The 19,612-nt window shown below is 53.3% G+C and carries 18 protein-coding genes and 1 pseudogene; 12 read left to right on the forward strand and 7 right to left on the reverse strand.

From position 1 onward, the window contains the following. Positions 1-60: 60 nt before the first annotated feature. From FIV05_RS31135 to phnE, 4 genes are read left to right on the forward strand one after another with little or no spacing between them, the layout of a single operon-like run. On the forward strand, positions 61-1,914 hold the full coding sequence (locus FIV05_RS31135; RefSeq protein ID WP_008188231.1) for a cytochrome c peroxidase: 1,854 nt from the start codon (positions 61-63) through the stop codon (positions 1,912-1,914). After that, on the forward strand, positions 1,914-2,771 hold the full coding sequence (locus FIV05_RS31140; protein ID WP_008188307.1) for a phosphate/phosphite/phosphonate ABC transporter substrate-binding protein: 858 nt from the start codon (positions 1,914-1,916) through the stop codon (positions 2,769-2,771). The genes FIV05_RS31135 and FIV05_RS31140 overlap by 1 nt, the downstream gene beginning before the upstream one ends. Then, entirely contained in the window at positions 2,768-3,538 is a 771-nt protein-coding gene (locus FIV05_RS31145) for an ATP-binding cassette domain-containing protein (RefSeq protein ID WP_008188375.1), read from the forward strand. The genes FIV05_RS31140 and FIV05_RS31145 overlap by 4 nt, the downstream gene beginning before the upstream one ends. Continuing rightward, positions 3,538-4,281 (forward strand): phosphonate ABC transporter, permease protein PhnE, encoded by a 744-nt coding sequence (gene phnE / locus FIV05_RS31150; protein WP_040450250.1) that lies wholly within the window; start codon positions 3,538-3,540, stop codon positions 4,279-4,281. Before FIV05_RS31145 ends, phnE begins: the two co-directional genes overlap by 1 nt. Before the next feature lie 164 nt (positions 4,282-4,445). Here the strand turns inward: phnE and FIV05_RS31155 are convergent, their stop codons facing one another. Beyond that, positions 4,446-5,063, reverse strand: a complete 618-nt coding sequence (locus tag FIV05_RS31155) for a transglutaminase-like cysteine peptidase (protein WP_008188219.1) — start codon at positions 5,061-5,063, stop codon at positions 4,446-4,448. Between the two features lie 541 nt (positions 5,064-5,604). On the opposite strand from FIV05_RS31155, the gene FIV05_RS31160 reads away from it, so the two are divergent. Both FIV05_RS31160 and FIV05_RS31165 read left to right on the forward strand, forming a co-directional pair. Beyond that, on the forward strand, positions 5,605-6,189 hold the full coding sequence (locus FIV05_RS31160) for a DedA family protein (RefSeq protein WP_040450252.1): 585 nt from the start codon (positions 5,605-5,607) through the stop codon (positions 6,187-6,189). Positions 6,190-6,438: 249 nt separating this feature from the next. Beyond that, complete coding sequence (locus FIV05_RS31165) at positions 6,439-7,419, forward strand: murein L,D-transpeptidase family protein (protein WP_040450304.1); 981 nt, start codon at positions 6,439-6,441, stop codon at positions 7,417-7,419. A 39-nt stretch (positions 7,420-7,458) separates the two neighbouring features. Here the strand turns inward: FIV05_RS31165 and FIV05_RS31170 are convergent, their stop codons facing one another. Next, positions 7,459-8,241 (reverse strand): heparan-alpha-glucosaminide N-acetyltransferase, encoded by a 783-nt coding sequence (locus FIV05_RS31170; RefSeq protein ID WP_286202352.1) that lies wholly within the window; start codon positions 8,239-8,241, stop codon positions 7,459-7,461. 319 nt (positions 8,242-8,560) lie between these two features. Continuing rightward, positions 8,561-10,696 (reverse strand): heavy metal translocating P-type ATPase, encoded by a 2,136-nt coding sequence (locus FIV05_RS31175; RefSeq protein ID WP_081450442.1) that lies wholly within the window; start codon positions 10,694-10,696, stop codon positions 8,561-8,563. 648 nt (positions 10,697-11,344) lie between these two features. Here FIV05_RS31175 and FIV05_RS31180 point away from each other — a divergent pair. Together FIV05_RS31180 and FIV05_RS31185 are read left to right on the forward strand one after the other, a co-directional pair. Then, on the forward strand, positions 11,345-11,848 hold the full coding sequence (locus tag FIV05_RS31180; RefSeq protein ID WP_008188287.1) for a L,D-transpeptidase: 504 nt from the start codon (positions 11,345-11,347) through the stop codon (positions 11,846-11,848). A gap of 235 nt (positions 11,849-12,083) precedes the next feature. Beyond that, entirely contained in the window at positions 12,084-12,752 is a 669-nt protein-coding gene (locus tag FIV05_RS31185) for a L,D-transpeptidase (protein WP_134853287.1), read from the forward strand. Between the two features lie 250 nt (positions 12,753-13,002). On the opposite strand, the pseudogene FIV05_RS31190 reads toward FIV05_RS31185, so the two are convergent. The 4 genes and pseudogenes from FIV05_RS31190 to FIV05_RS31205 form a co-directional block, all read right to left on the reverse strand. Next, a pseudogene (locus tag FIV05_RS31190) lies at positions 13,003-14,354 on the reverse strand (IS3 family transposase). Positions 14,355-14,446: 92 nt separating this feature from the next. Beyond that, positions 14,447-15,388 carry a cation diffusion facilitator family transporter gene (locus tag FIV05_RS31195; RefSeq protein ID WP_040450261.1) on the reverse strand — a complete coding sequence of 314 codons (942 nt, stop codon included), beginning with the start codon at positions 15,386-15,388 and terminating at the stop codon, positions 14,447-14,449. Further along, the gene (locus FIV05_RS31200) at positions 15,378-16,139 is read right to left on the reverse strand and encodes a transglutaminase family protein (RefSeq protein ID WP_008188268.1); all 762 of its coding nucleotides are present in this window, start codon (positions 16,137-16,139) and stop codon (positions 15,378-15,380) included. The genes FIV05_RS31195 and FIV05_RS31200 overlap by 11 nt, the downstream gene beginning before the upstream one ends. Positions 16,140-16,474: 335 nt before the next feature. After that, positions 16,475-16,903 (reverse strand): helix-turn-helix domain-containing protein, encoded by a 429-nt coding sequence (locus FIV05_RS31205; protein ID WP_008188248.1) that lies wholly within the window; start codon positions 16,901-16,903, stop codon positions 16,475-16,477. A 480-nt stretch (positions 16,904-17,383) separates the two neighbouring features. Between FIV05_RS31205 and FIV05_RS31210 the strand changes: the two genes are divergently transcribed. The 4 genes from FIV05_RS31210 to FIV05_RS31225 are packed head-to-tail and all read left to right on the forward strand — an operon-like array spanning position 17,384 to position 19,580. Continuing rightward, positions 17,384-17,806, forward strand: a complete 423-nt coding sequence (locus tag FIV05_RS31210) for a disulfide bond formation protein B (protein WP_008188234.1) — start codon at positions 17,384-17,386, stop codon at positions 17,804-17,806. Beyond that, entirely contained in the window at positions 17,803-18,462 is a 660-nt protein-coding gene (locus FIV05_RS31215) for a thioredoxin domain-containing protein (RefSeq protein WP_008188213.1), read from the forward strand. Before FIV05_RS31210 ends, FIV05_RS31215 begins: the two co-directional genes overlap by 4 nt. A 27-nt stretch (positions 18,463-18,489) precedes the next feature. Then, positions 18,490-18,954, forward strand: a complete 465-nt coding sequence (locus tag FIV05_RS31220) for a copper chaperone PCu(A)C (protein WP_040450263.1) — start codon at positions 18,490-18,492, stop codon at positions 18,952-18,954. After that, positions 18,954-19,580 carry an SCO family protein gene (locus FIV05_RS31225; protein WP_008188278.1) on the forward strand — a complete coding sequence of 209 codons (627 nt, stop codon included), beginning with the start codon at positions 18,954-18,956 and terminating at the stop codon, positions 19,578-19,580. Before FIV05_RS31220 ends, FIV05_RS31225 begins: the two co-directional genes overlap by 1 nt. The last annotated feature ends 32 nt before the right edge of the window (positions 19,581-19,612 follow it).

The following is a 19,612-nucleotide window of genomic DNA, read 5'->3' on the forward strand; positions in this document are numbered from 1 at the left end:
TGACAATGCGTTAGATCATCCTAAGAAATTTAGCCTAGTCTAAATATAATAGGCGCAGCTATGAAAACTCTCCTTGCCAGCGCAGCGATCTGCCTTGTTCCGCTAACCGCGCAAGCCACCGCAATCAAAGAAGCCCCCTGGGCTCCACGTGCAGCCGCTTATCGGCACACCTTGTTTCTGGGAAACCTTTCCCCAGTCCCCTGGGAGAAAATTGAAGCCAGCTGGAACCGCGCCGTTCCAGGCAGCTCACTGCCGTATGCCGCGGTTTCCAGAGCAAGTGACGAGGAAGCCGCTGCTCTTAACAGTGCTCTTCAAGTGCAGGACAGGCAGGCGCTGTTTGAAGCGGCAACGGTCATCGTTGCTCAGGGGATACTGCGTCACCTGGAAAATGCGGATGCCAGGCTCGGAACTCCAGAAGCAGCCACTGAGTTGGCCAAGGCCGAAACGCTTTACCGCGCCTTTGAAGATGCTATTCGCGCCGCCGATGAGCCTGCCGCTCGCCAGCTTGGCAGGGCATGGCTCATCCTAAACTCGTCCCTGGGCAGTGGCGGCGTTCTGGGCCAAGGCGGACAGGAAAGCAACAAGGCAGAATTCGCAAACGCCCGCAAAGATGTTTCCGATTACATTCGTACCAACTACTTGCCGGCAGAATTTGCAACTCGTGACAAGCTGGCTCCTGTTCCGGAAACGGTTTTCCTTTCTGGACCGGAAGTGAAACTGCCCGCAACATTGCCTCCGGGATCAAACATCGCCGATCAAAGCGAGCTGCCGCGCCTTATTCTTCAATTCGAGGAAGCCGGTGAAGACGAAGCCAACCTGCCGCTTGTCGCTTATGGCGACATGCTGTTTGACAGTCCTGAGATCTTCGGCGGTCCGGCGCAGGAACTTGGGATTGCCTGTTCCACCTGCCATAACAGATCTGACATCAACAGGGAGTTCTTCATTCCGGGCCTCAGCTATCGCCCCGGGGGGATGGATGTCGACGGTGCTTTCTTCAATCCGATGTTCAATGACCGGAAGGACGATCACCTCGATACGCCGTCGATGCGCGGTATACGGTTCACCGCGCCTTATGGCCGTGACGGACGCGAACCCAGTCTGCGCCGCTTCATCCGCAACGTGATCGTTACCGAATTTGCCGGCAAGGAGCCGACCCCGTTCCAGCTTGATGCGCTAGTCGCCTATGTCCGTGAGTTCGACTGGCTGCCGAACCCGAAAATCGACCGGGCAGGCCGGCTGACCGACAAGGCCTCCGACGCGGCAAAGCAGGGTGAAGCCATCTTCAATACTGATTTTCCAGGACTGAACGGCAAGTCCTGCGCGTCCTGCCACACGCCGGATCAGAACTTCACGGATGGACTGACACACGATATCGGGAGCTCAGAGCGGCCTTTCCCCGGAGGCACGGCCACAGCCTTCGAAACGCCAACGCTGCGCAACATTAACTTCACCGCCCCCTATATGCATGACGGTTCGCTGCCGACGCTGGCCAGCGTTGTGGATTGGTTCAACGACACCAGGAATCTTGGGTTGGACGAAGAGCAACGAGCAGACCTGACGGCGTATCTGGAAGCCATCGGCGATGGCGAAGAGCCCTATCAGCGCTTTGAAGGCCGTGACAGTGTCTTCCGCCTGTCCTGGGAAGAGCTGACCACCTTCGCGTCGACCCTGGACACACTTCTGCCCGCCCGTGATGCCCAGAATATCGCGTTGCTCATCGACACGGTTGCGCCGGATCTTGCAGCCGACGCCAGCGTGATGACCAATCAGGCGGCAAAACCCGAAATCTATGAACTCAGCGCTATCCTGAGGGCCGTGGGCGATGCCAGCGCTGAAGGAGACTGGGGCGAGGCGGAACAGCAATGGCAAAAGTTCAATACCATGCAGGCCGCAATTGACGAGAGGATGTTTTGATGCTGAACCGCCGCACGTTCCTGGCCGCTGCCTCCGCCAGCTTCGTCCTGCCGGCTCTCGCTGCCGAGGAGGGCCTGACCTTGGCCTTCATTCCGCAGGAGAACCCGGAAAAGCTTCTGGGAGATATCAAAGTCATCACCGGCTGGCTGTCGGAGCACATGGGTGTCCCCGTCATCGGTTTCGTCACTTTTGACCATGCAGCCGCAGTCGAAGCGCTTCGAAACGGCGATGCCGACATTTCCTTCATGGGCGCCCTACCATTTGTTCTCGCGGAAGATCAGCTCGGAGCCGTACCGCTTTTGTCGGAAGTCTATCGGGGTCAGCCCAGCTACTCCGGACGGGTCTTCGTCCGCAAGGACAGCGGCATTGAAACCCTTGCCGATCTCAAGGGGCGTGACATTGCCTTCGCAGACCCTGTATCGGAATCCGGTTATATTTATCCACTGGATCTGTTTGTCCGCGAAGGCCTGATCTCCGGAACTGATGACGCCGACAGCTTTTTCGGCCGGAAATTCTTCGCAGGCGGATACCAGCAGGCGATGCAGGCCATGGCTAACGGACTGGTCGATGCCGCCGGAGCGAGCCAATATGCGGATCTCTTTTTAACGCCGGACCAGCAGGCAGAAGTCAGGGTTCTGGCGGAATCGGAACAGATCCCGAGTCATGCGGTCATTGCACGCCCCGGTCTCGATGCCGGATTGCAGACAAGGTTCGTTAACGTGATGCTTAGCCTGAACGATCCGGAAAACCGCTATCTGCTGGCCTATCTCTACGGCCCGGACGGCTATGTTACCGCTGACCCGGAGGTCTATGAAGGCGTTCGCGAAACCGCTCGGCGTTATGGTTTCCTGAAATGAGCGTTGCCGCTGCCCTTTGCGATGTCACGCATCAGTTCGACGAACATCCTGCCTTGTCGAATGTCTCCCTGACTCTGAAGGCAGGAGAAAGCGTTGCGTTTCTGGGGCCGTCAGGGGCGGGAAAGTCAACTCTGCTGGCACTTCTTGACGGGCGGTTGCGGAACTGGCGCGGTACGGCAGAAGTTCTGGAGACAACTTACTCCGCGACAGCGCGTCCGCCCAGAGACGCAAGATCGGACGTCGGGTTCATTTTCCAGGAATTCGCGCTGGTTGACCGGTTGAGCGTTTACCAGAACGTGATGAACGGAAGGCTTGGCCGGATGCGGACCTGGCAATCGCTCTGGAGTCGCTTCGGTGAACGCGATCACCTTGTCGTCTCCGGTGTTCTAGAGGATACCGGATTGACCGATCTGGCCGCGCGCCGCGCGGACAAACTCTCCGGCGGACAACGGCAACGCACCGCCATCGCACGGTGCCTGGCCCAGGAACCGAAACTGATCCTGGCAGACGAACCGGTCAGCAATCTCGATCCGGCCAATGCCGAGAAAATTCTCGGCCTGATTACCGCCGCCGCCCGCAAACGCGGCATCACCGTCGTTTTCAGCTCGCATCAGCCGGAGTTGTCACAGCGTTTCGCCGATCGCATCATCGGCCTGCGCGACGGCAAACTGCTCTTCGACCGGCCCTCGGGGCAGGTAAGCGCTTCCGATATTTCGGAGCTTTATCATGGCGCGTCTCCGAGCGCCGAACTGCGAGTGGTGAGCTAATGTCACGCGCCGTGACCTGGCTTGTGCTGGCCGCTGCCATCTTGTGGTCACTGGGAAGCGCCGATATGGGATTGGAAAAGCTCCCCGGCGCAATGGCGCGCCTGGGCGAATTTTTCGGCCGGATGCTGCCGCCAGACATGTCCATTTGGCCGGAAGTTCTGCAAGGTCTGGCGGAGACCCTGCGCATTGCCATCCTTGGAACCTTCTTCGCCGTCCTGTTTTCCGTCGTTCTTGGCATTTTGGCAGCGGAAACACTGGTTCCGCCGGCAATCTGGCGGCCCGTCCGATCGCTGCTTGCGATCGTGCGGGCAATTCCGCTGATCCTGGTTGCCATGCTGATGGTCGGTGCAGTCGGCCTTGGACCGTTGCCCGGTATCCTGGCAGTGACATTTCACGCGACGGGTATGCTGGCGAAATTCTACGCCGAGGCGATCGATACCGTCTCGCCTGAGCCCGTGAAGGCACTGGAAAGCGCGGGCGCCAACAGATTGCAGCAATTGCGCTGGGGGATCTGGCCGCAAATGGCGCCGGTGGTCCTGCGCGATACCGTCTTCCGGTTCGAACTGAATTTGCGCGAGAGCCTGATTCTCGGCATCGTCGGCGCGGGCGGCATCGGCCTTTATGTTCAGACCTACGTCCGCTCGTTTCAGTACGACAAGGCCGCGACAGTGACGCTGGCGATCATTGTTCTCGTGCTGCTATCAGAAGCCGTGAACACCGCTTTGCAGAAACGCTTCTCCTGATTAGATGTGCAGCTTTTCGAACTTATCATGATGTCCAAAGAAGCTGCGGCCTTAAGAACGCAATTAATTCCGAAGCCTAATCAGCGGGCTCATTCCTCACTGTTCTGCGCATCAACTAAGACCGCAGTCCCAAAGGAAGGCTCCTGGACGTCTAGAGTAAACCGTTACTTCCTTGGTACGCTGGCAACAGTGGTCACGCGGGCGTCGTCAATCCCGGTCCAAAGCGCGGCGGAATACGGAGATTGACGTTTAATGTATCGGTACGGCGTCGAATACCAAGGCAGAACTGTTTCAGCTTGGTTGTCCAATATCATGTCTCCGTAGTCTGTGCGGACTGTCAGCACAGCATGACCACCATTCTGGAGGTCCTTTGCGACGGTGATTAGCAGAGTGCTGCGCGGCCATCCCGCATTTAGAAGCTCTCGTTGCTTTTCAAGGACATATTCCTCACAATCTCCATATCCGCCGTCTGGGTAGGTCCAATACTCTGGTTTGCCATAGAGATCGTCATCGGTCATTGGCCGAACACGACGATTTACATCCGTGTTAATCGCGAGCAATTCCTGCCATCTTTCTTCCGTCAATTTTACGACGACCGGCTCATAGCGTTCATTTGAACAAGCACCAATGTTGTCTTGGCAAAACTGTACGTATCCGATGGGTGCTTTTACGTCTTGGTTCATGTCCATAAAGCGCCCGGTATCGGCTGACGCAGACGCGGAAGAAGTTACCAACAATGCCAGAAAAGTTGTTGGCAGAAGTATATTTTGTAGTCTTTTCATCCCAAAGCCCTCCCTTAAGGCTGGCCTCACGATGTCATCTTGAATTTTATTTGAATAAAAGCTTCGCGGTAAGTATTAAATCAAATAAAAAGAAATATATACAAATATTTGAATTGCTTTTTACTATAAATCTAATTAGACTTGTCTAAAATTTTATCTTTTTCCTGCAACCGACTGATATGCTTACATTTCTTCCGTTGATGGTCCTTGAATTAAATAAAGGAGGATTTGGCGTGCCCCCTGACAATCGAGAGTTTAAAAAGAAATCCAGAAGGCAATTCAGGTGAATATTTCGGAAAGTTTTTTGGAGGCAGAGCAACCCATTGATTGGATCGCCGCGACCAACCGAGGTTCCACAGCATACGTCCAACAACTACAGGCGGCCTGATCCCGCTCGTGACAATTCAACCTTTTTGAGAATGGCCTTACGGCCGAAAAAGACGGCCCTCGCAGAAAGCCTCTCACTGCTACCTTGGAAAAACAATCCAACACAGTTCCAACGTCGTAGGTACAGTACCGATATGTTGGCTGGGTATTGTCGATGGACGCGCTTGAAGAATGGATCAGATTAAATTCGTACTTGGTATACGGGATACTTTTTTTCTATTGTGCGATGAAAAGTGGGGCTCTGCCGCTGTTTGCTGCTATCTTTGCCAGCACTGGTGATCTTTCGATATTTGCAGTATCTGCGGCATCCTTTCTTGGCGGATACTTAGGAGATGAAGCACGGTTTTATCTTGCGCGGCGATATGGTGACTATTTGACAAGCCGGCTGCCAAGATTAGGTGTGATTGTCAAACGAGCTGAAGGCTTGCTTGCGAGGCACGGAGCCAAATACATTTTTTTGTACCGATATCCAAAAGGTATGCGAACGATCGGCGCATTTCCGGTCGGGTTAAGCAATATGTCCTGGTTGCGTTTCACTGTTTTCAACGCAGGATCTGCTGCCTTGTGGACCATGTTGCTAGTTGCGTTTGGATATGTGTTTGGTGTTGCGATAGTAGAGACTGTAGAACGTAACTGGGGCTGGCTTAGCGTTGTCGCGCTAGGGGTATTCGCAAGTTTGGTGTGGCTTGTCTATCGCAATAATTTGACGAGTGCGCAAAAGGGATTACGAACCCCCTAGTGTCAAAAACAAATAATAACCACTTTTCCCGATAATTAAATGTGCAGCTACTGTGCTTGTATATGTAACAGCTCTGTTCTTTCTGAGTTGCGAGAGAGCCAAAAGCTCTCGACGAATTCGTACAGCGCGGAAATCGAATAATGAACACAGCTCTCCCGAGATGTGAGTCTCCTAACGAAGTGTCAGGTAGTTATGCATTTGGAGATGTTTAAACAGGCACAAATCGCCCGTAGGGTGCTGAGTGTGAGCATGACAATTTTCACGCTTCTGCTCGCGGGATGTGTAGGTTCGTCACTCGAAATGGAATCACGCGGAGAAATTGCAATTCCATACAAGGTCACGGCGTTGATGCGCAACAAAGGGGTCAAGGGATCGGATCCCGTTTTTATCCGAATTTTTAAACAGGAAAGTGAGCTTGAGGTTTGGAAAAAAAGACGCGCCGGCGATTATGTCCTCCTAAAAACATACGAGATGTGTCGTTGGTCCGGCGATCTGGGTCCCAAACGAGCAGAAGGTGATCGCCAGGCACCTGAAGGCATATATGAAGTCACGCTCGGGAGGCTAAACCCCAACTCCAAGTATTTCCTTTCATTTGATTTGGGGTATCCGAACAAACTCGAGCGCGCGAAGGGTTACTCTGGAACTGCGCTCATGGTCCACGGAGCCTGCTCGTCTTCCGGGTGCTTCGCAATCACAGACGAGCAAATCACCGAAGTGTATGCTCTAGTTCGGGACGCATTGCGCGCCGGGCAACCTTCCGTGCAGGTGCAATCACTCCCTTTTCGCATGACACCTGAAAATCTTGCGAGGCACTACGACAATCCAAACCTCAGTTTCTGGCTGGACCTCAAAGAAGCTTCCACCACGTTCGAAGTCCTGCGGCGTCCGCCAGAATTCCGATTTTGCGAAGGAAGATATCGTTTTGGAGCAGCGAAGGACCCAGGAGCTGACTACGGCCCACTTGGACAGTGCCCGCAGTTGGAACAACCACCGCAAAGAGTTTCAGAAAAGATTGCTGCTGACCTAAGCTCAGTTGAACAACTTCGGGAAGGGGGCGGCAATATCGTAAGTTCTTACGCCGACGGTGGAATGCACTCTAGGTTTCGAAATGTTCTTTTGGAAAGGGGAGCTGAATTCCTCGCGAGGAAAACATCGAGTAGCGCCGTACCGGTTAGCAGACCAAAAGCAGCGCTGTCCGACCCATACAAACCTTTGTTGTCTCAGCAATGAATTTTTTTGGTGTTGTGAAATTTAATTGGAGCCTCTGCCTTAGCGAAGCATTCGCGCGACGGGCAGAATGATAACGAGGAGCAATGGCTGGTGAACCAAGTATATCAATAAACTGTTGCGCCCCATCCAGGATAGGATCCTGGTCAGTTTGGTATTGTGCAGATCGGGAAATGAGCGTGAATCGCCGCTCTTTTTGTAAAAAATCTTGGCTAGAAAAACGCCGATCAAGGTCAATCCGGCCCATGGCAGAATTGGAACGAAATCGTTGCTGGGTGGGGGGGAACTAGACACGCCAATCCATGCGAGCCACCGGGTGTTGAACAGTTCCAATTTTAAGAACTGCGGCAGGATGAGTAAGCCAGCTCCCGAGATTAGTGAGACCAGGGCGGGCAAATTTAGAAACAGAACACCCAAAAGAGAAGAAACCGCAATCGCGTGCAAGATGCCGAAAAAAATGTAGGTCTGCGGAAATGCGATCCACGTGACGAATGAAATCGAAATCGCAGCTGCACCGATCATCGCCACACGTGTTACAAATCTATTTAGTTTGAGTCCTTTACCGTGCGCAAGGACAAGGCTCACGCCAACCAGAAACATGAAAGTTCCGGCGAGCAGGCGGCCGAATGCAAGCCAAACAGGATGGAACGCGATTCCGTCGATTAAACCTGAAAACTCGAGATCCCAAACAAAGTGAAAAAGCACAACGCCAAAAATAGCAACACCGCGAACGGTATCGATCAGCAAAATTCGCTGATTTGATAGACTTTCGTGATCATTGCCTGAACTAATCATCTCGCGGGCAGTTAAACCTCTTTCGGCCACAGAAAACGTGATTGGTACATCATTGTTCTAACCGGGAAGACCTGCAAACCCAGTTTGGCGGACCGGCTCTAAATTCCAAGTGAACGAATGGTGCTGAAATATCCCGATCAATATTGGCTACGAATGCTTAACCATACTGGGTCGTCAAAGTGCACCAAGCACCTGACGGTGGCCAAAGATACAGTTTTGTCGCAAAGTTTTCTTCGGCGGTTTTGTTTGGTCTGAAATCCTGGAAGGCGTTCATTTAGTCTCGGTAATGTCGATTAGAGCTGTTTCACTTGTTGAAAACGCTGCGCATCCAGCCCCAACCCGCTTGAATTCAGGTTTCCCCTTTCCATGCCAGGAGCCGCATAGCATTTGCGGTGACGAGTACTGTTGCGCCTGTGTCGGCAAGGATTGCTGGCCAAAGACCGGTTACACCCAAAACGGTCGTCACCAAAAACAAAGTTTTCAGGCCCAGAGCCATCCCCACGTTCAGTTTAATGTTCCTCATCACCGCATGAGACAGGTTTATCATCTTGGCAACGTCCATCACCCGCCCATGCAATATGGCAGCGTCGGCAGTTTCAAGTGCCACATCCGTGCCCCCTCCCATGGCGATGCCGATATCCGCGGCGGCCAGAGCCGGCGCGTCGTTGATGCCGTCTCCCACCTTGGCAACTTTCAGGCCGTCCGCGCGTAGTTCATTCACGACCCGTTGCTTGTCTTGCGGTAGAAGGTCCGCACGCGGCTCGATGCCAAGCGTGTCTGCAATCGCCGTGGCAGTTCGGGTGTTATCGCCCGTCAGCATCAGCGTGCGGATTCCCTTCGTCTTTAAGGAAGCGAGACCGTCTATCGCATCTGTCCTTGGTTCGTCACGCATGGCGAAAAGAGCGGAAACCTTGTTGTCTACAAGCAGCACAGAAACAGTTTTGCCCTCGGCATTGAACGCATCTACAACCGCAATCTGATTTTCAGTCATGCTGACCCGGTCGCGAGCAGCGGTCGCGGATCCAAGAAAAACCGGCACACCGCCAACCCGCCCTTCGACGCCTTTCCCGGTGACCGCGCGTGCTTCGGATGCAGGCGGAATGGGTGCATTCTCCGAGGCAGCCTTTTGCAAAACTGCGAGAGCAAGTGGATGGTTCGATCCCTGCTCCAATGCTGCCGCAAGGCTCAGCAACCGCTGATCGCTGCTCCCAAATGACCTGATATCGGTAACCACCGGCCGTCCTTCTGTGAGAGTTCCGGTTTTGTCGAAAGCCACCGCCGTTATCGCTGAAAAACCCTCAAGCACGGCGCCCCCCTTCATTAGGAGGCCGCGCCGAGCCCCGCTCGCCAGACCGGCGGCAACTGCCGCCGGTGTGGAAATAACCAGGGCGCAAGGGCAGCCAATCAAGAGAATGGCAAGTCCCTTGTAGATCCATTCGCTCCAGTCAGCGCCAGCAAAGACTGGCGGCACCGTCGCAATAAGAGCTCCCAACACAAGAACCCCTGGCGTATAGTAGCGTGAGAACCGGTCAATGAACCGCTCGGTCGGTGCCTTACTAGATTGTGCCTCTTCGACCAGACGGACCACGCGGGCGATCGTATTATCGTCGGCGGCAGCAGTCACTCTGATGCGCAAAACTCCGTCTAGACTAATGGTTCCTGCATATACTGTGTCCCCCTGTGACTTACGTCTGGGGACACTCTCGCCGGTCACAGGTGCTTCGTTTATCTCGGACGAACCTTCAGTGATTTCCCCATCTGCGGCAATACGATCACCCGGCCTCACAACGATGACGTCGCCAACAGAAAGCCTATCTGCGGGCACTTCCGAGATGGTATTTCCTTGTTCCAGATAGGCAGTCTTTGGAATCAAATCGGCGAGGCCCGCAATACTGGCCCGCGCACGCTCAGCAGCAACACCCTCCAACATTTCACCAACCAGAAAGAGAAAGACTACAACAGCAGCTTCTTCGGTTGCCCCTATCAGCACCGCACCAACCGCCGCGACAGTCATCAGCGTTTCTATTGAAAACGGGCTGCCCAATGTGGCGGCCACAAACGCACGGCGCGCCACCGGAACGAGACCGACTAGCATAGCAATCAAGAACGCCCAATACGCCGCTTCCGGAATTAGTTGGCCAATCAAAAAAGCACTGATGAGTGCCATGCCGCACGAAATCGTCAACAGAGCCTTGCGTGTCCTCCACCATGGTTGATCCGCAACATGGCTCGCATGGTTTTGCGACATGGGTTCGGCCGGCGCGATGCCAAAACCGAGGTGCCTTACCCGCTGCATGACCTGGTTTTTGGAAACCGTACCGTCATGGCTGATCGACAAACTGGCTCCGGGCACGGATACTGCCACCTCCTCAATCCCCGGCAAGCGGCGTAAAGCGGTGTCGATCTTTGAAGCGCATGAGGCACAATCCATGCCTTCGACTCTGAAACGGACTATTAGTTTTGAACTGTCGGGGTGTATAGTCATTTGCGGCCTCTTGCACTTTCTCTCTGCAAGATAGCCTCTCTAGTAACTAGAGCTTCAAGTGACGCAGGCGATTTTTTTCAATTTCACAGCTTTGTCAAAGTGCTGGCGTTTCAAATTTCATTTTCCGTTTTCGCAGTTATGGATTTCTTGAGAATTTATCTGTACGTATTGCGAATGCGTAAGTGGGTCTTAACCATACTGATTGTGTTTTATACGGGGCTTCATTCCGCCGCCGCAATTGGTGCTGCCCAGACAGCCGGGGAGCCGGTGCTTCCAGACCAAAAAGCAGTTCAAAACGCCTCGATCGTGTCCGAAACACTCACGTCGCATAACCTCAGGTGCTGCAATCGAACGAGCAACCAAGCAAAGTCTCAAAAACTAGCCAAGTGTGGAGTCGATTGCGTGTCAATTGCGGGTTCGTTGGAACCGAGATTTTTGAAGGCGGAATTGGTTTTGGAAGATACTGTATTGCTTGGCCTTTTTTCCAAAGATCCAAAGCCAGAAGACAGGCCTCCAAGAATTTACTGACACGTGGCAGCTTTATCGCTGCAAAGCTTCCTGCGATCGTTAGTAATTTTTTGGAGAAAAGCGATGATTACTCGTCGTAATTTACTCATTGGCTCCGTCGGAGCAGTTGGAGCCTTTGTCATGCCTGCTTATGCACATGACAAGAAACAGTTCAAGATCGACCCCAAATTCGAACCGCAATCCGTACGATACTTTTCCTATCCTCCTGGGACGATAGTTGTCGATACGAAAAATCATTTCCTCTACCTCGTTCAGAGTTTCGGCAGGGCGCGCCGCTATGGAATTGGTGTCGGCAAAGCGGGATTGTCGCTGAAAGGGGAGGCGGTAATAAAACGCAAGGCGGAGTGGCCAAGCTGGCGTCCCACCGCAAACATGATACGTCGTAACCCCGGCAAATATCGGAAATACGCAAATGGTGTCCCTGGTGGACCGAATAACCCTCTTGGATCAAGAGCGCTTTACCTTTATCGAAACGGTCGGGACACCATGTACCGGATCCATGGAACCACCGAACCTTCCTCTATCGGTCGATCCGTCTCTAACGGCTGCGTTCGGATGATCAATGCTCATGTTGAAGATCTCTATGAACGCGTGCCTTTAGGCACAAGAGTGGTCGTTTTGTGAGTACCCAATAGCCGAAAACTCTGGTCAGGCACGTGGCTGCATCCGGCGCGTGCCTTTACAAATGAGAGCTGCATTAGCCCAAGAAGACAGAAACCCAAGTACGAGCTTTGGACGATCATTTGTCGAGCGTTTCATCTGACCGCTTTGATCGACTTTTACGTATGGAGAGAAAAAGCATTATTTGGTTGATCTGAAAGGTCTTGGCTATTTCCCCAAACAAACAAGTAGTATCTGAATGACTTACCTCTCAAGAAGATCCTTTCTTTCAGGATCGGCATGCTTTGCTAGCGTCGTTGTTAGCGGATGTGCCTCTGACAAGGCACATATAAAACCAGTGCCATATTCTGAAGACCCAGCCTACATATCGATGTATGGCGCTATGCCAACCGAGCGGTTTCCGCTACCGGCAATTAACTTGAAAAAAGTACCAGAGCGTTTCTACCGCCAGCAAGTTGATTACAACACTCCTGAAAAAGTGGGCACACTTGTTGTCGACACGCAAAACTTTTATCTCTACCTGGTTCAGGAAAACAAAAAGGCAATGCGATATGGAGTGGGGCTTGGTCGGGCCGGATTCGAATGGTCAGGACGGGCTCGGATTGCGCGCAAGACTGAGTGGCCCAAATGGACACCACCAGAGGAAATGATCGAGCGGGAACCGGAACTCGAGAAATGGAGTTGGCGGAACGGTGGAATGCCTCCCGGGTTGGAAAATCCTCTAGGAGCGAGAGCGCTTTATATTTTTCAGGGAAATCGCGACACGCTCTATCGCTTACATGGAACTTCTGAATATTGGACAATTGGCACCGCGGTTTCCAGCGGCTGCGTCAGATTGATGAACCAAGACATAATCGATCTTTTTGGACGGGTGCCTGTCGGGTCACCGATTGTAGTATTGTCGTGAACCGACAATCGGTAAATTCAGCTGGTTACGGGGACGATGTACGGCGAATTGTCAAATTGTCCCTTATAACTCTGGGATCGATTGTTCGGCCGCACGGCCTTAACAGCTCACAAGGCCGCAGTAACCAAACATCGCGGCAATCCGATTTGATCGCACCATGCGTTAGCTGCGGCATGTTGTCCGTCGTCAGATGATTTGGGGCAGGATTGCCTGATCGGTCACGGAGGATCTGGCTCATTTTTCTTTTAGTTTACGCTGTGCTCTGACGGTGCAGCAAGCGGCGTCTGTGGATTGTCCGTTCTTTGATCTCCTTTCTTCGTCTGAGGATTGTTTCGCCCCTGCCAAAGTAAACATCGGCTGGTGTTAGATTGCCGAGGCTTTCATGATAGCGCTGATGATTATAGTGCTCGATGAACGCGCCGATTGCCTGTTCGAGTGCGCCAGGCAGGTAGTAGTTTTCGAGCAGGATGCGGTTCTTGAGCGTCTGGTGCCAACGCTCGATCTTCCCCTGTGTCTGTGGATGATTGGGGGCGCCGCGGACATGGTCCATGCCCTGATCCTCGAGCCAATCAGCCAGGTCGCCGGAGATATAACTGCTGCCATTGTCACTGAGCAGGCGCGGCCGGTGGGTGACGGTGACGCTGTTGCAGCCTGAAGCAATCAAGGCCTCCTCAAGGGTAGCAGTGACGTCTCCGGCTTTCATGGTCGCACAAAGCCGCCAGGCAACAACGTAGCGGCTGTAGTCATCCAGGATTGTCGAGAGATAGAACCAACCCCAACCGACAACCTTGAGATAGGTGAAGTCGGTTTGCCAAAGCTGGTTTGGCCGAACGGTCTTCTCATGGAACTCATCTGCTGCCTTGATGGTGATGTATGACGGGCTCGGGATCAGGTCCTGCGCTTACAGAAGCCTATAGACACTGGCCTCGGAGACAAAATAGCGCTCTGTATCGGTAAACCGGACCGCCAGTTCTCTGGGCGATAGATCAGGTTCTTCCAACGCCAGATCGACGATCTGTCGGCGCACGGCATCAGGGATGCGGTTCCAGACCCGACCCGGTCGTGACGACCGGTCCGCAAGCCCGGCCTCGCCAAGCGACAGATACCGGTCATACCAGCGATAGAAAGTCGTCCGCGGGATGCCCAGCATGTCCAGGGTTCGCTTTGCCGGAAGATGTGACTGTTCGACGATGCGAATGATATCGAGCTTCTCGGATGCCGGATATCTCATTCGTCGTCTTCCCCATCGCCGGTCATGCTTTTTTTGAGTAGTCGGTTCTCCAGGGTCAGATCGGCAACGGCCTCCTTCAACGCCGATGCTTCAGCCCGAAGCTCCTTCACCTCCGGTGCCGTTGCCTGTCGGCTCGTATCTCCTGCAAGGCGCCGTTTCCCGGCTTCTAGAAATTCCTTTGACCAACTGTAATAGAGGCTCTGGGCAATACCCTCGCGACGGCACAGTTCGGCGATGCTTTCTTCGCCGCGCAAGCCTTCGAGCACGATCCGTATCTTCTCTTCGGCGTTGAACTGCCGACGGGTCTTGCGCCTGATGTCTCTGACAGCATTCTCGGCCGACTGTTTTTGCTTCCCGGATTTCATTCTCATCTGCACTCCTTGACGGTTACGATGAGCCTGAAATCCTCCGTTATGCAATTAATCTAATCTGTCCCAGTGGCGCTGACGGACGACACGGCATGTCACGTTTGCTTATAAGACCGATCATGCCCAAACAACGGAACATCGTTTTCGCACACACCCTCGCGCTCAAACTCCAGAGTGGTATGAACGATGCCGAAGGAATCTGATAGTTTTTCTTTCAGCTCCAACTTGATTGCCTCCAACTGTTTCCAGTCAACTTCTTCGACGACTACATGAGCGTCCAACGCTGGAGCGTTCTCTTCCATCTGCCATAGGTGTACATGATGTACCTCGCGAACCCCAGATGTTGCGCGCAGTAGATCGACGACATCATGTCCTTCGATGTCCGGGGGACTCCCCAGCATCAACGTTCTGACCGGTCCGCCAATCTCCGTCACTGCCAGATAGAGGATGTATCCCGCAATGCCGATGGTAACAGCGGGGTCGACCCATCGCATATCGAATAGGATGATCAAGGTCCCGCCGACGATTACCGCAACGGACGCCAGTGCATCCGATAGGTTGTGCAAGAACAGGGCACGAATGTTCTGACTTCCCTTTTGCATCGACCAGGTCAGTGCTGCTGTCAAAGCATCTACGCCGAGAGCAAACCCTGCGATAATCACGACCGTCCAGCCCTGGACGTCCGGTGGTTCAATCAGGCGCATTCCTCCTTCATAAATTAGGTAAAGGCCGACGATAATAAGGGTCGTATAATTGATGAGCGCAGCTACTGTTTCTATGCGTCCGTAGCCGAATGTCATACGTTCATCCGCAGGGCGCCGCGCAATCTTGCGGGCAGCGAAGGCAATAATCAGCGCGGCCATGTCTGAAAAATTGTGCAAGGCGTCTGCAATCAGTGCAAGGCTTCCGGCAAAGAGGCCGCCCACTATTTGTGCGATCGTCAGAAGGCCATTAGCCCAAATTGCCACGCCGACTCTGCGGTCGCCGCTTTGAGGATCGAGGTGCACGTGACTATGCCCGTGGTGGTCATGCGGCATCTGCGATACCTCCGTGATCATGGATTGCAGACCTACTGGGCTTTAATCGACCTGATCGAATGGCACGGACGCGAGTGTTCATCCAGTGACGTATGATGAACCGGTAAAGCCAGCCCCTCACTCGTCCGAATTTTTGCATGTGCTCTGAATAGAATTGATCCGGCGTTTCAAACACACCAAAGTCCTGCTCGATGCCCGTCTCTTGAATGTAGGTGTCATGCCCCTCCCAGCGAACCGGTGGCGCGTCAAGGCAATCGGTGCCCGCACCGAAACCACACAAGCTCTTGTTTCCGAAAAAGGTCTGCTGGAGAACGCTCAAGAATTTTTCATCTAGAATGAATCCTTCGAGATTAATCCATTTGCCGTCGAACTCGACCTCAACCCAGGAATGAAGAATTTCTTGTGGTGCGATCGGAAAGATCAAATCCGGGACGACACCACGTTGTAGCTCCTTGTGAATCGTGAACCCTCGCAGGCGGCACTTGATACCTACACCGCGCAATAGCGCCATTAGGAGCGTTCCCTTGGTGTTGCACTGGCCGTACCCATCTCGAAGTACTTCAGACGCGGGAATGTTGTCCGCCCGATTGTAGCCGAAGGCGATTTCGTTTCGAACAAAGTCGTAGATTGCGCCTATGCGATCGTACTGAGGCAGTCGGAGCCATTTCCGATCTTCAGTCAGACGGACAACGGATGGTGCGCGGTAATCGAGTAACTGCGTGGCGGCAAGAAGGGGGGCAGCATCGGGCATGTGATTGTTCCTCGTATCGACCGAGTATGTATGTAGTTTCTATAGTCGCTAGAGGTTTAAGAGGTGGCCACCCAAAAAATTTAGACTCTGAAGGGCAGCTGTTGCTCCCTGTCTGCGAACGAAATTCCGACAAGGCCCATTACTCTGGTTTCTGTACTATCTCACCCGCAAAGGGAACATGTGGGTTGTTTGATTTTCAGAATCTAATTTGCGATGCCGCCGCCCCGATTTATTTCCGAACCGAAGACGGCCATAAAGTTTAAGACATGATCCATCATCAGAGCCAAGCAAGTAATAGGCGGGGAAAATCGAAGCAATGACCGTCAAAGTAGTGCCTAAGCACCTATCTCATCGTGATCAGTTAAACACTCGGAGTGGTCTCGGAGTACCTCTAATACCCGACAGTCAGCTGTGCGGCCACCGCTGCATTCACGGACCATGCGCTTTAGTTCTGTGCGAAGCGCCTGCAAACGCGCGATGCGCTGTTCGACCTGCTTAAGCTGCCGACGTGCAATCGTGTCAGCCTTGCCGCAGGGCCGGTCGGGATGATCGCAGAGGTCCAGGAGCTCCCGGATTTCTTCCAATGAAAAACCAAGCTGCCGCGAATGGCGAATAAATGAAAGTTTGTCGAGTTGCTCATTACTATAGCGTCTCTGTCCCCCCTCAGTACGGTCCGGTTCTGGTAGAAGCCCGATCTGTTCATAATAGCGAATAGTCTGCACTTTCGTGCCTGTTTTCTTTGCAAGACCGCCGATCGTGAGCATGAATTAGTTATCCAAATACAAAATTGTACGGAGCGAAATGGACTTTCAGCAGCGCCGAACCTAAGCTATTTGCTTCCGCGCGACAATCAAGCACGTCCGCAAATTTGAGCTTGAACCTCTAGTGGCTTTAGGAATTATACGTGTTCCGAAAAAGGTAATTCAGTAGTCAGTTACTGCCACATTCGAACTGTTTGATCTCCAAACGTGTACGAACTCTGAGGTTTTTAGGACGCGCCGGATACTGGTGGTCGTGTTTTTTGGCAACCAGTTTTGCTGCTCTACCGGAAACCCACGCCACAATAGACATCCTCGCATTGGATTTGACCAAAATGAAAACAATTCACACCTCTACCGGCGCTGACCGGAACGCGTCTGTAAACCTGACAAATGATTTACGGCCACTTGTGAGGGAGAGTAGTTGGTACAACGACATGCCCGGCGAAGCAGTTTTCACCACACTAGAAGAGGGGATCTGACTTTATGGCCCGCTTTTCCGGAGAAATGGCCCTAGTCCTTGCCTGGATCGTATCACTCGTCGCTACACTCGCTGTATTATTCATCGGCGAAGTGTTGGGCCAAACGCCTTGCGTGCTCTGTTGGTTTCAGCGGGCCTTCATGTTTCCGTTGGTCATTGTCCTTGGTTTTGGTCTTTGGTGGCATGACCGCCGAGTTGGTCGCTATGGTCTAGTGTTGGCACTTGGAGGCGGTGCCGTTGCACTCTGGCACCTAGGCCTTTACGCAGGCCTGATTCCCGAGCCCATTCAGCCATGCTCTGCAATTGGTCCTTCCTGCACGGATTCCAACCAATTGATCCTTGGCATTCCGATCCCTTTGATGGCGTTCGTCGCGTTCGCACTCATCAGCCTATTGTCCGCCCTGTCACTCAAGGAGACACATAAATGAACCGCCGCACCTTGATCTTGTCTGTGCTCGCACCTGCGAGTGCCAGCTTCGTCGGTGCCGCCTGGTATGTGAACCGCCAAGCGCCTTTGGAGAGTGCCCAACCTCTCGTCTCAGAAGGCAACGAGGTCCTTGTTCGGCCCTATTCACCAATCCTTGGGCCAGAAAACGCACCTGTCACAATTGTAGAGTTCTTTGACCCCGCCTGTGAGGCCTGTCGCGCGTTTCATCCAATTGTGAAAGACCTCTTGGCGCAGCATGAACCCGTGGTTCGTGTCGTGATGCGTTACACGGCATTTCACGGTGCGGCATCTGAAGAAGCGATCCGAATCCTCGAAGCCGCACGAATGCAAGGTGTCTTCGAGCCTGTGCTGGAGGCTGTTTTACGCGAACAGCCCAGGTGGGCTTCGCACGGCTCACCACAGCCAGGTTTGATACTCGGCATTGCCGCTGCCGCGGGTCTTGATGCAGAGGCCGCGCGTACACAAATGCTTGCACCCGACGTCGTTGGGATCCTCAACCAAGACCGTGCGGACGTCGAAGCTGTTGGGGTGCGGCAGACGCCAACATTCTTCGTAAACGGAAAACCGTTGGATCCATTCGGTGATGTTGAGCTGCGGCGCCTGGTCTCGGCGGAAGTTGCCGCGGTTCAGAACTGAACAGCGATCTACAAAGGAAGAATGTAAATGAGAAAGGTACTGCGCCAAACGCTGGTGGCACTCGTGATAATCATAGGGTTCTGTGAAGCCTCCGTAGCAGGCTCAGACAAAGTGCTAATTGAGGATGCATGGTCTCGCACCTCCATCGGTACCAGTCGTCCCGGCGTCGCCTACATGAAAATCCGTAATACCGGCGACGTTGTAGTAACGCTAATAGGCATTAGTACGGATATTGCGCTGAAAACTCAAATTCACAGGACTTCAACGAATAACCAAGGCGTGAGTTCTATGGCGCCAGTCGGTGAAATCGAAATTGCTCCGGGAGAAACAGTTACGCTGGAACCCGGAGGACTTCATGCGATGTTGATGGGGCTGCAACGGAAAATGAAAGAGGGTGAGAGTTTTTTTATGACCCTGGTTTTCTCCGATGGTGGTGAAGTGGCAGTCGAAATTCCGATCCTTGGCATCGCGGCACGTGGACCCGAGAACTGATGCGGCAACGGCGTTTGCTTCAGTATGGCGTATTTGGCGTCGTGGCAATCAGCTTTATTCTTTTTGTCGGCTGGTGGCGTGTCGATGGTCCGGGTGCACCGGAACCTTTCATTCGGCGTCCCCTTGATCTTCCCGCTATGGAGTTTCGGCTCACTGACCACGCAGGAAACGCGGTGGGCCCTGAAGTCCTCACCGGTCGCGCGACGATGGTGTTTTTCGGTTTCACTTTCTGTCCCGACGTTTGCCCCACCACGCTTTCGGACATATCGAGTTGGCTTGAGATGATGGGCGATGACTCGGACGCACTGAATGTGATTTTCATTACAGTTGACCCCGAACGCGATACCGTCGACGCGATGGCTGAGTATGTGGGTTACTTTGACGCGAACATCCGGGGTTGGAGCGGAACGAATGAGCAGATCGCGGTAGCGGCAGATATGTTCCGGGTCACCTATGAAAAGGTACCGACAGATGGTGAAGACTACACCATGAACCATACCGCGAGCGTCTTCTTGTTCAAAACAAACGGGCAGTTTGCTGGGGCTATCGACTACCACGAGACTCGAGAAACCGCAGTGCCCAAAATTCGCCGCGCAATGACTGAAAAAGAGGAAGTGCCTCAATGAGCAAAAGGTATCTGATGAATGTCGGTGTGGCT

Origin of the sequence: Labrenzia sp. THAF191a (assembly GCF_009363335.1) — a bacterium.
Lineage (GTDB): Bacteria > Pseudomonadota > Alphaproteobacteria > Rhizobiales > Stappiaceae > Roseibium > Roseibium algicola.

What these genes read in the sequence shown, in the direction of transcription:
- FIV05_RS31135 (WP_008188231.1), top strand. Translation starts at nt 61, where the DNA reads ATGAAAACTCTCCTTGCCAGCGCAGCGATCTGCCTTGTTCCGCTAACC.
- FIV05_RS31140 (WP_008188307.1), top strand. Translation starts at nt 1,914, where the DNA reads ATGCTGAACCGCCGCACGTTCCTGGCCGCTGCCTCCGCCAGCTTCGTC.
- FIV05_RS31145 (WP_008188375.1), top strand. Translation starts at nt 2,768, where the DNA reads ATGAGCGTTGCCGCTGCCCTTTGCGATGTCACGCATCAGTTCGACGAA.
- phnE (WP_040450250.1), top strand. Translation starts at nt 3,538, where the DNA reads ATGTCACGCGCCGTGACCTGGCTTGTGCTGGCCGCTGCCATCTTGTGG.
- FIV05_RS31155 (WP_008188219.1), bottom strand. Translation starts at nt 5,063, where the DNA reads ATGAAAAGACTACAAAATATACTTCTGCCAACAACTTTTCTGGCATTG.
- FIV05_RS31160 (WP_040450252.1), top strand. Translation starts at nt 5,605, where the DNA reads ATGGACGCGCTTGAAGAATGGATCAGATTAAATTCGTACTTGGTATAC.
- FIV05_RS31165 (WP_040450304.1), top strand. Translation starts at nt 6,439, where the DNA reads ATGACAATTTTCACGCTTCTGCTCGCGGGATGTGTAGGTTCGTCACTC.
- FIV05_RS31175 (WP_081450442.1), bottom strand. Translation starts at nt 10,696, where the DNA reads ATGACTATACACCCCGACAGTTCAAAACTAATAGTCCGTTTCAGAGTC.
- FIV05_RS31180 (WP_008188287.1), top strand. Translation starts at nt 11,345, where the DNA reads ATGCCTGCTTATGCACATGACAAGAAACAGTTCAAGATCGACCCCAAA.
- FIV05_RS31185 (WP_134853287.1), top strand. Translation starts at nt 12,084, where the DNA reads ATGACTTACCTCTCAAGAAGATCCTTTCTTTCAGGATCGGCATGCTTT.
- FIV05_RS31195 (WP_040450261.1), bottom strand. Translation starts at nt 15,388, where the DNA reads ATGCCGCATGACCACCACGGGCATAGTCACGTGCACCTCGATCCTCAA.
- FIV05_RS31200 (WP_008188268.1), bottom strand. Translation starts at nt 16,139, where the DNA reads ATGCCCGATGCTGCCCCCCTTCTTGCCGCCACGCAGTTACTCGATTAC.
- FIV05_RS31205 (WP_008188248.1), bottom strand. Translation starts at nt 16,903, where the DNA reads ATGCTCACGATCGGCGGTCTTGCAAAGAAAACAGGCACGAAAGTGCAG.
- FIV05_RS31210 (WP_008188234.1), top strand. Translation starts at nt 17,384, where the DNA reads ATGGCCCGCTTTTCCGGAGAAATGGCCCTAGTCCTTGCCTGGATCGTA.
- FIV05_RS31215 (WP_008188213.1), top strand. Translation starts at nt 17,803, where the DNA reads ATGAACCGCCGCACCTTGATCTTGTCTGTGCTCGCACCTGCGAGTGCC.
- FIV05_RS31220 (WP_040450263.1), top strand. Translation starts at nt 18,490, where the DNA reads ATGAGAAAGGTACTGCGCCAAACGCTGGTGGCACTCGTGATAATCATA.
- FIV05_RS31225 (WP_008188278.1), top strand. Translation starts at nt 18,954, where the DNA reads ATGCGGCAACGGCGTTTGCTTCAGTATGGCGTATTTGGCGTCGTGGCA.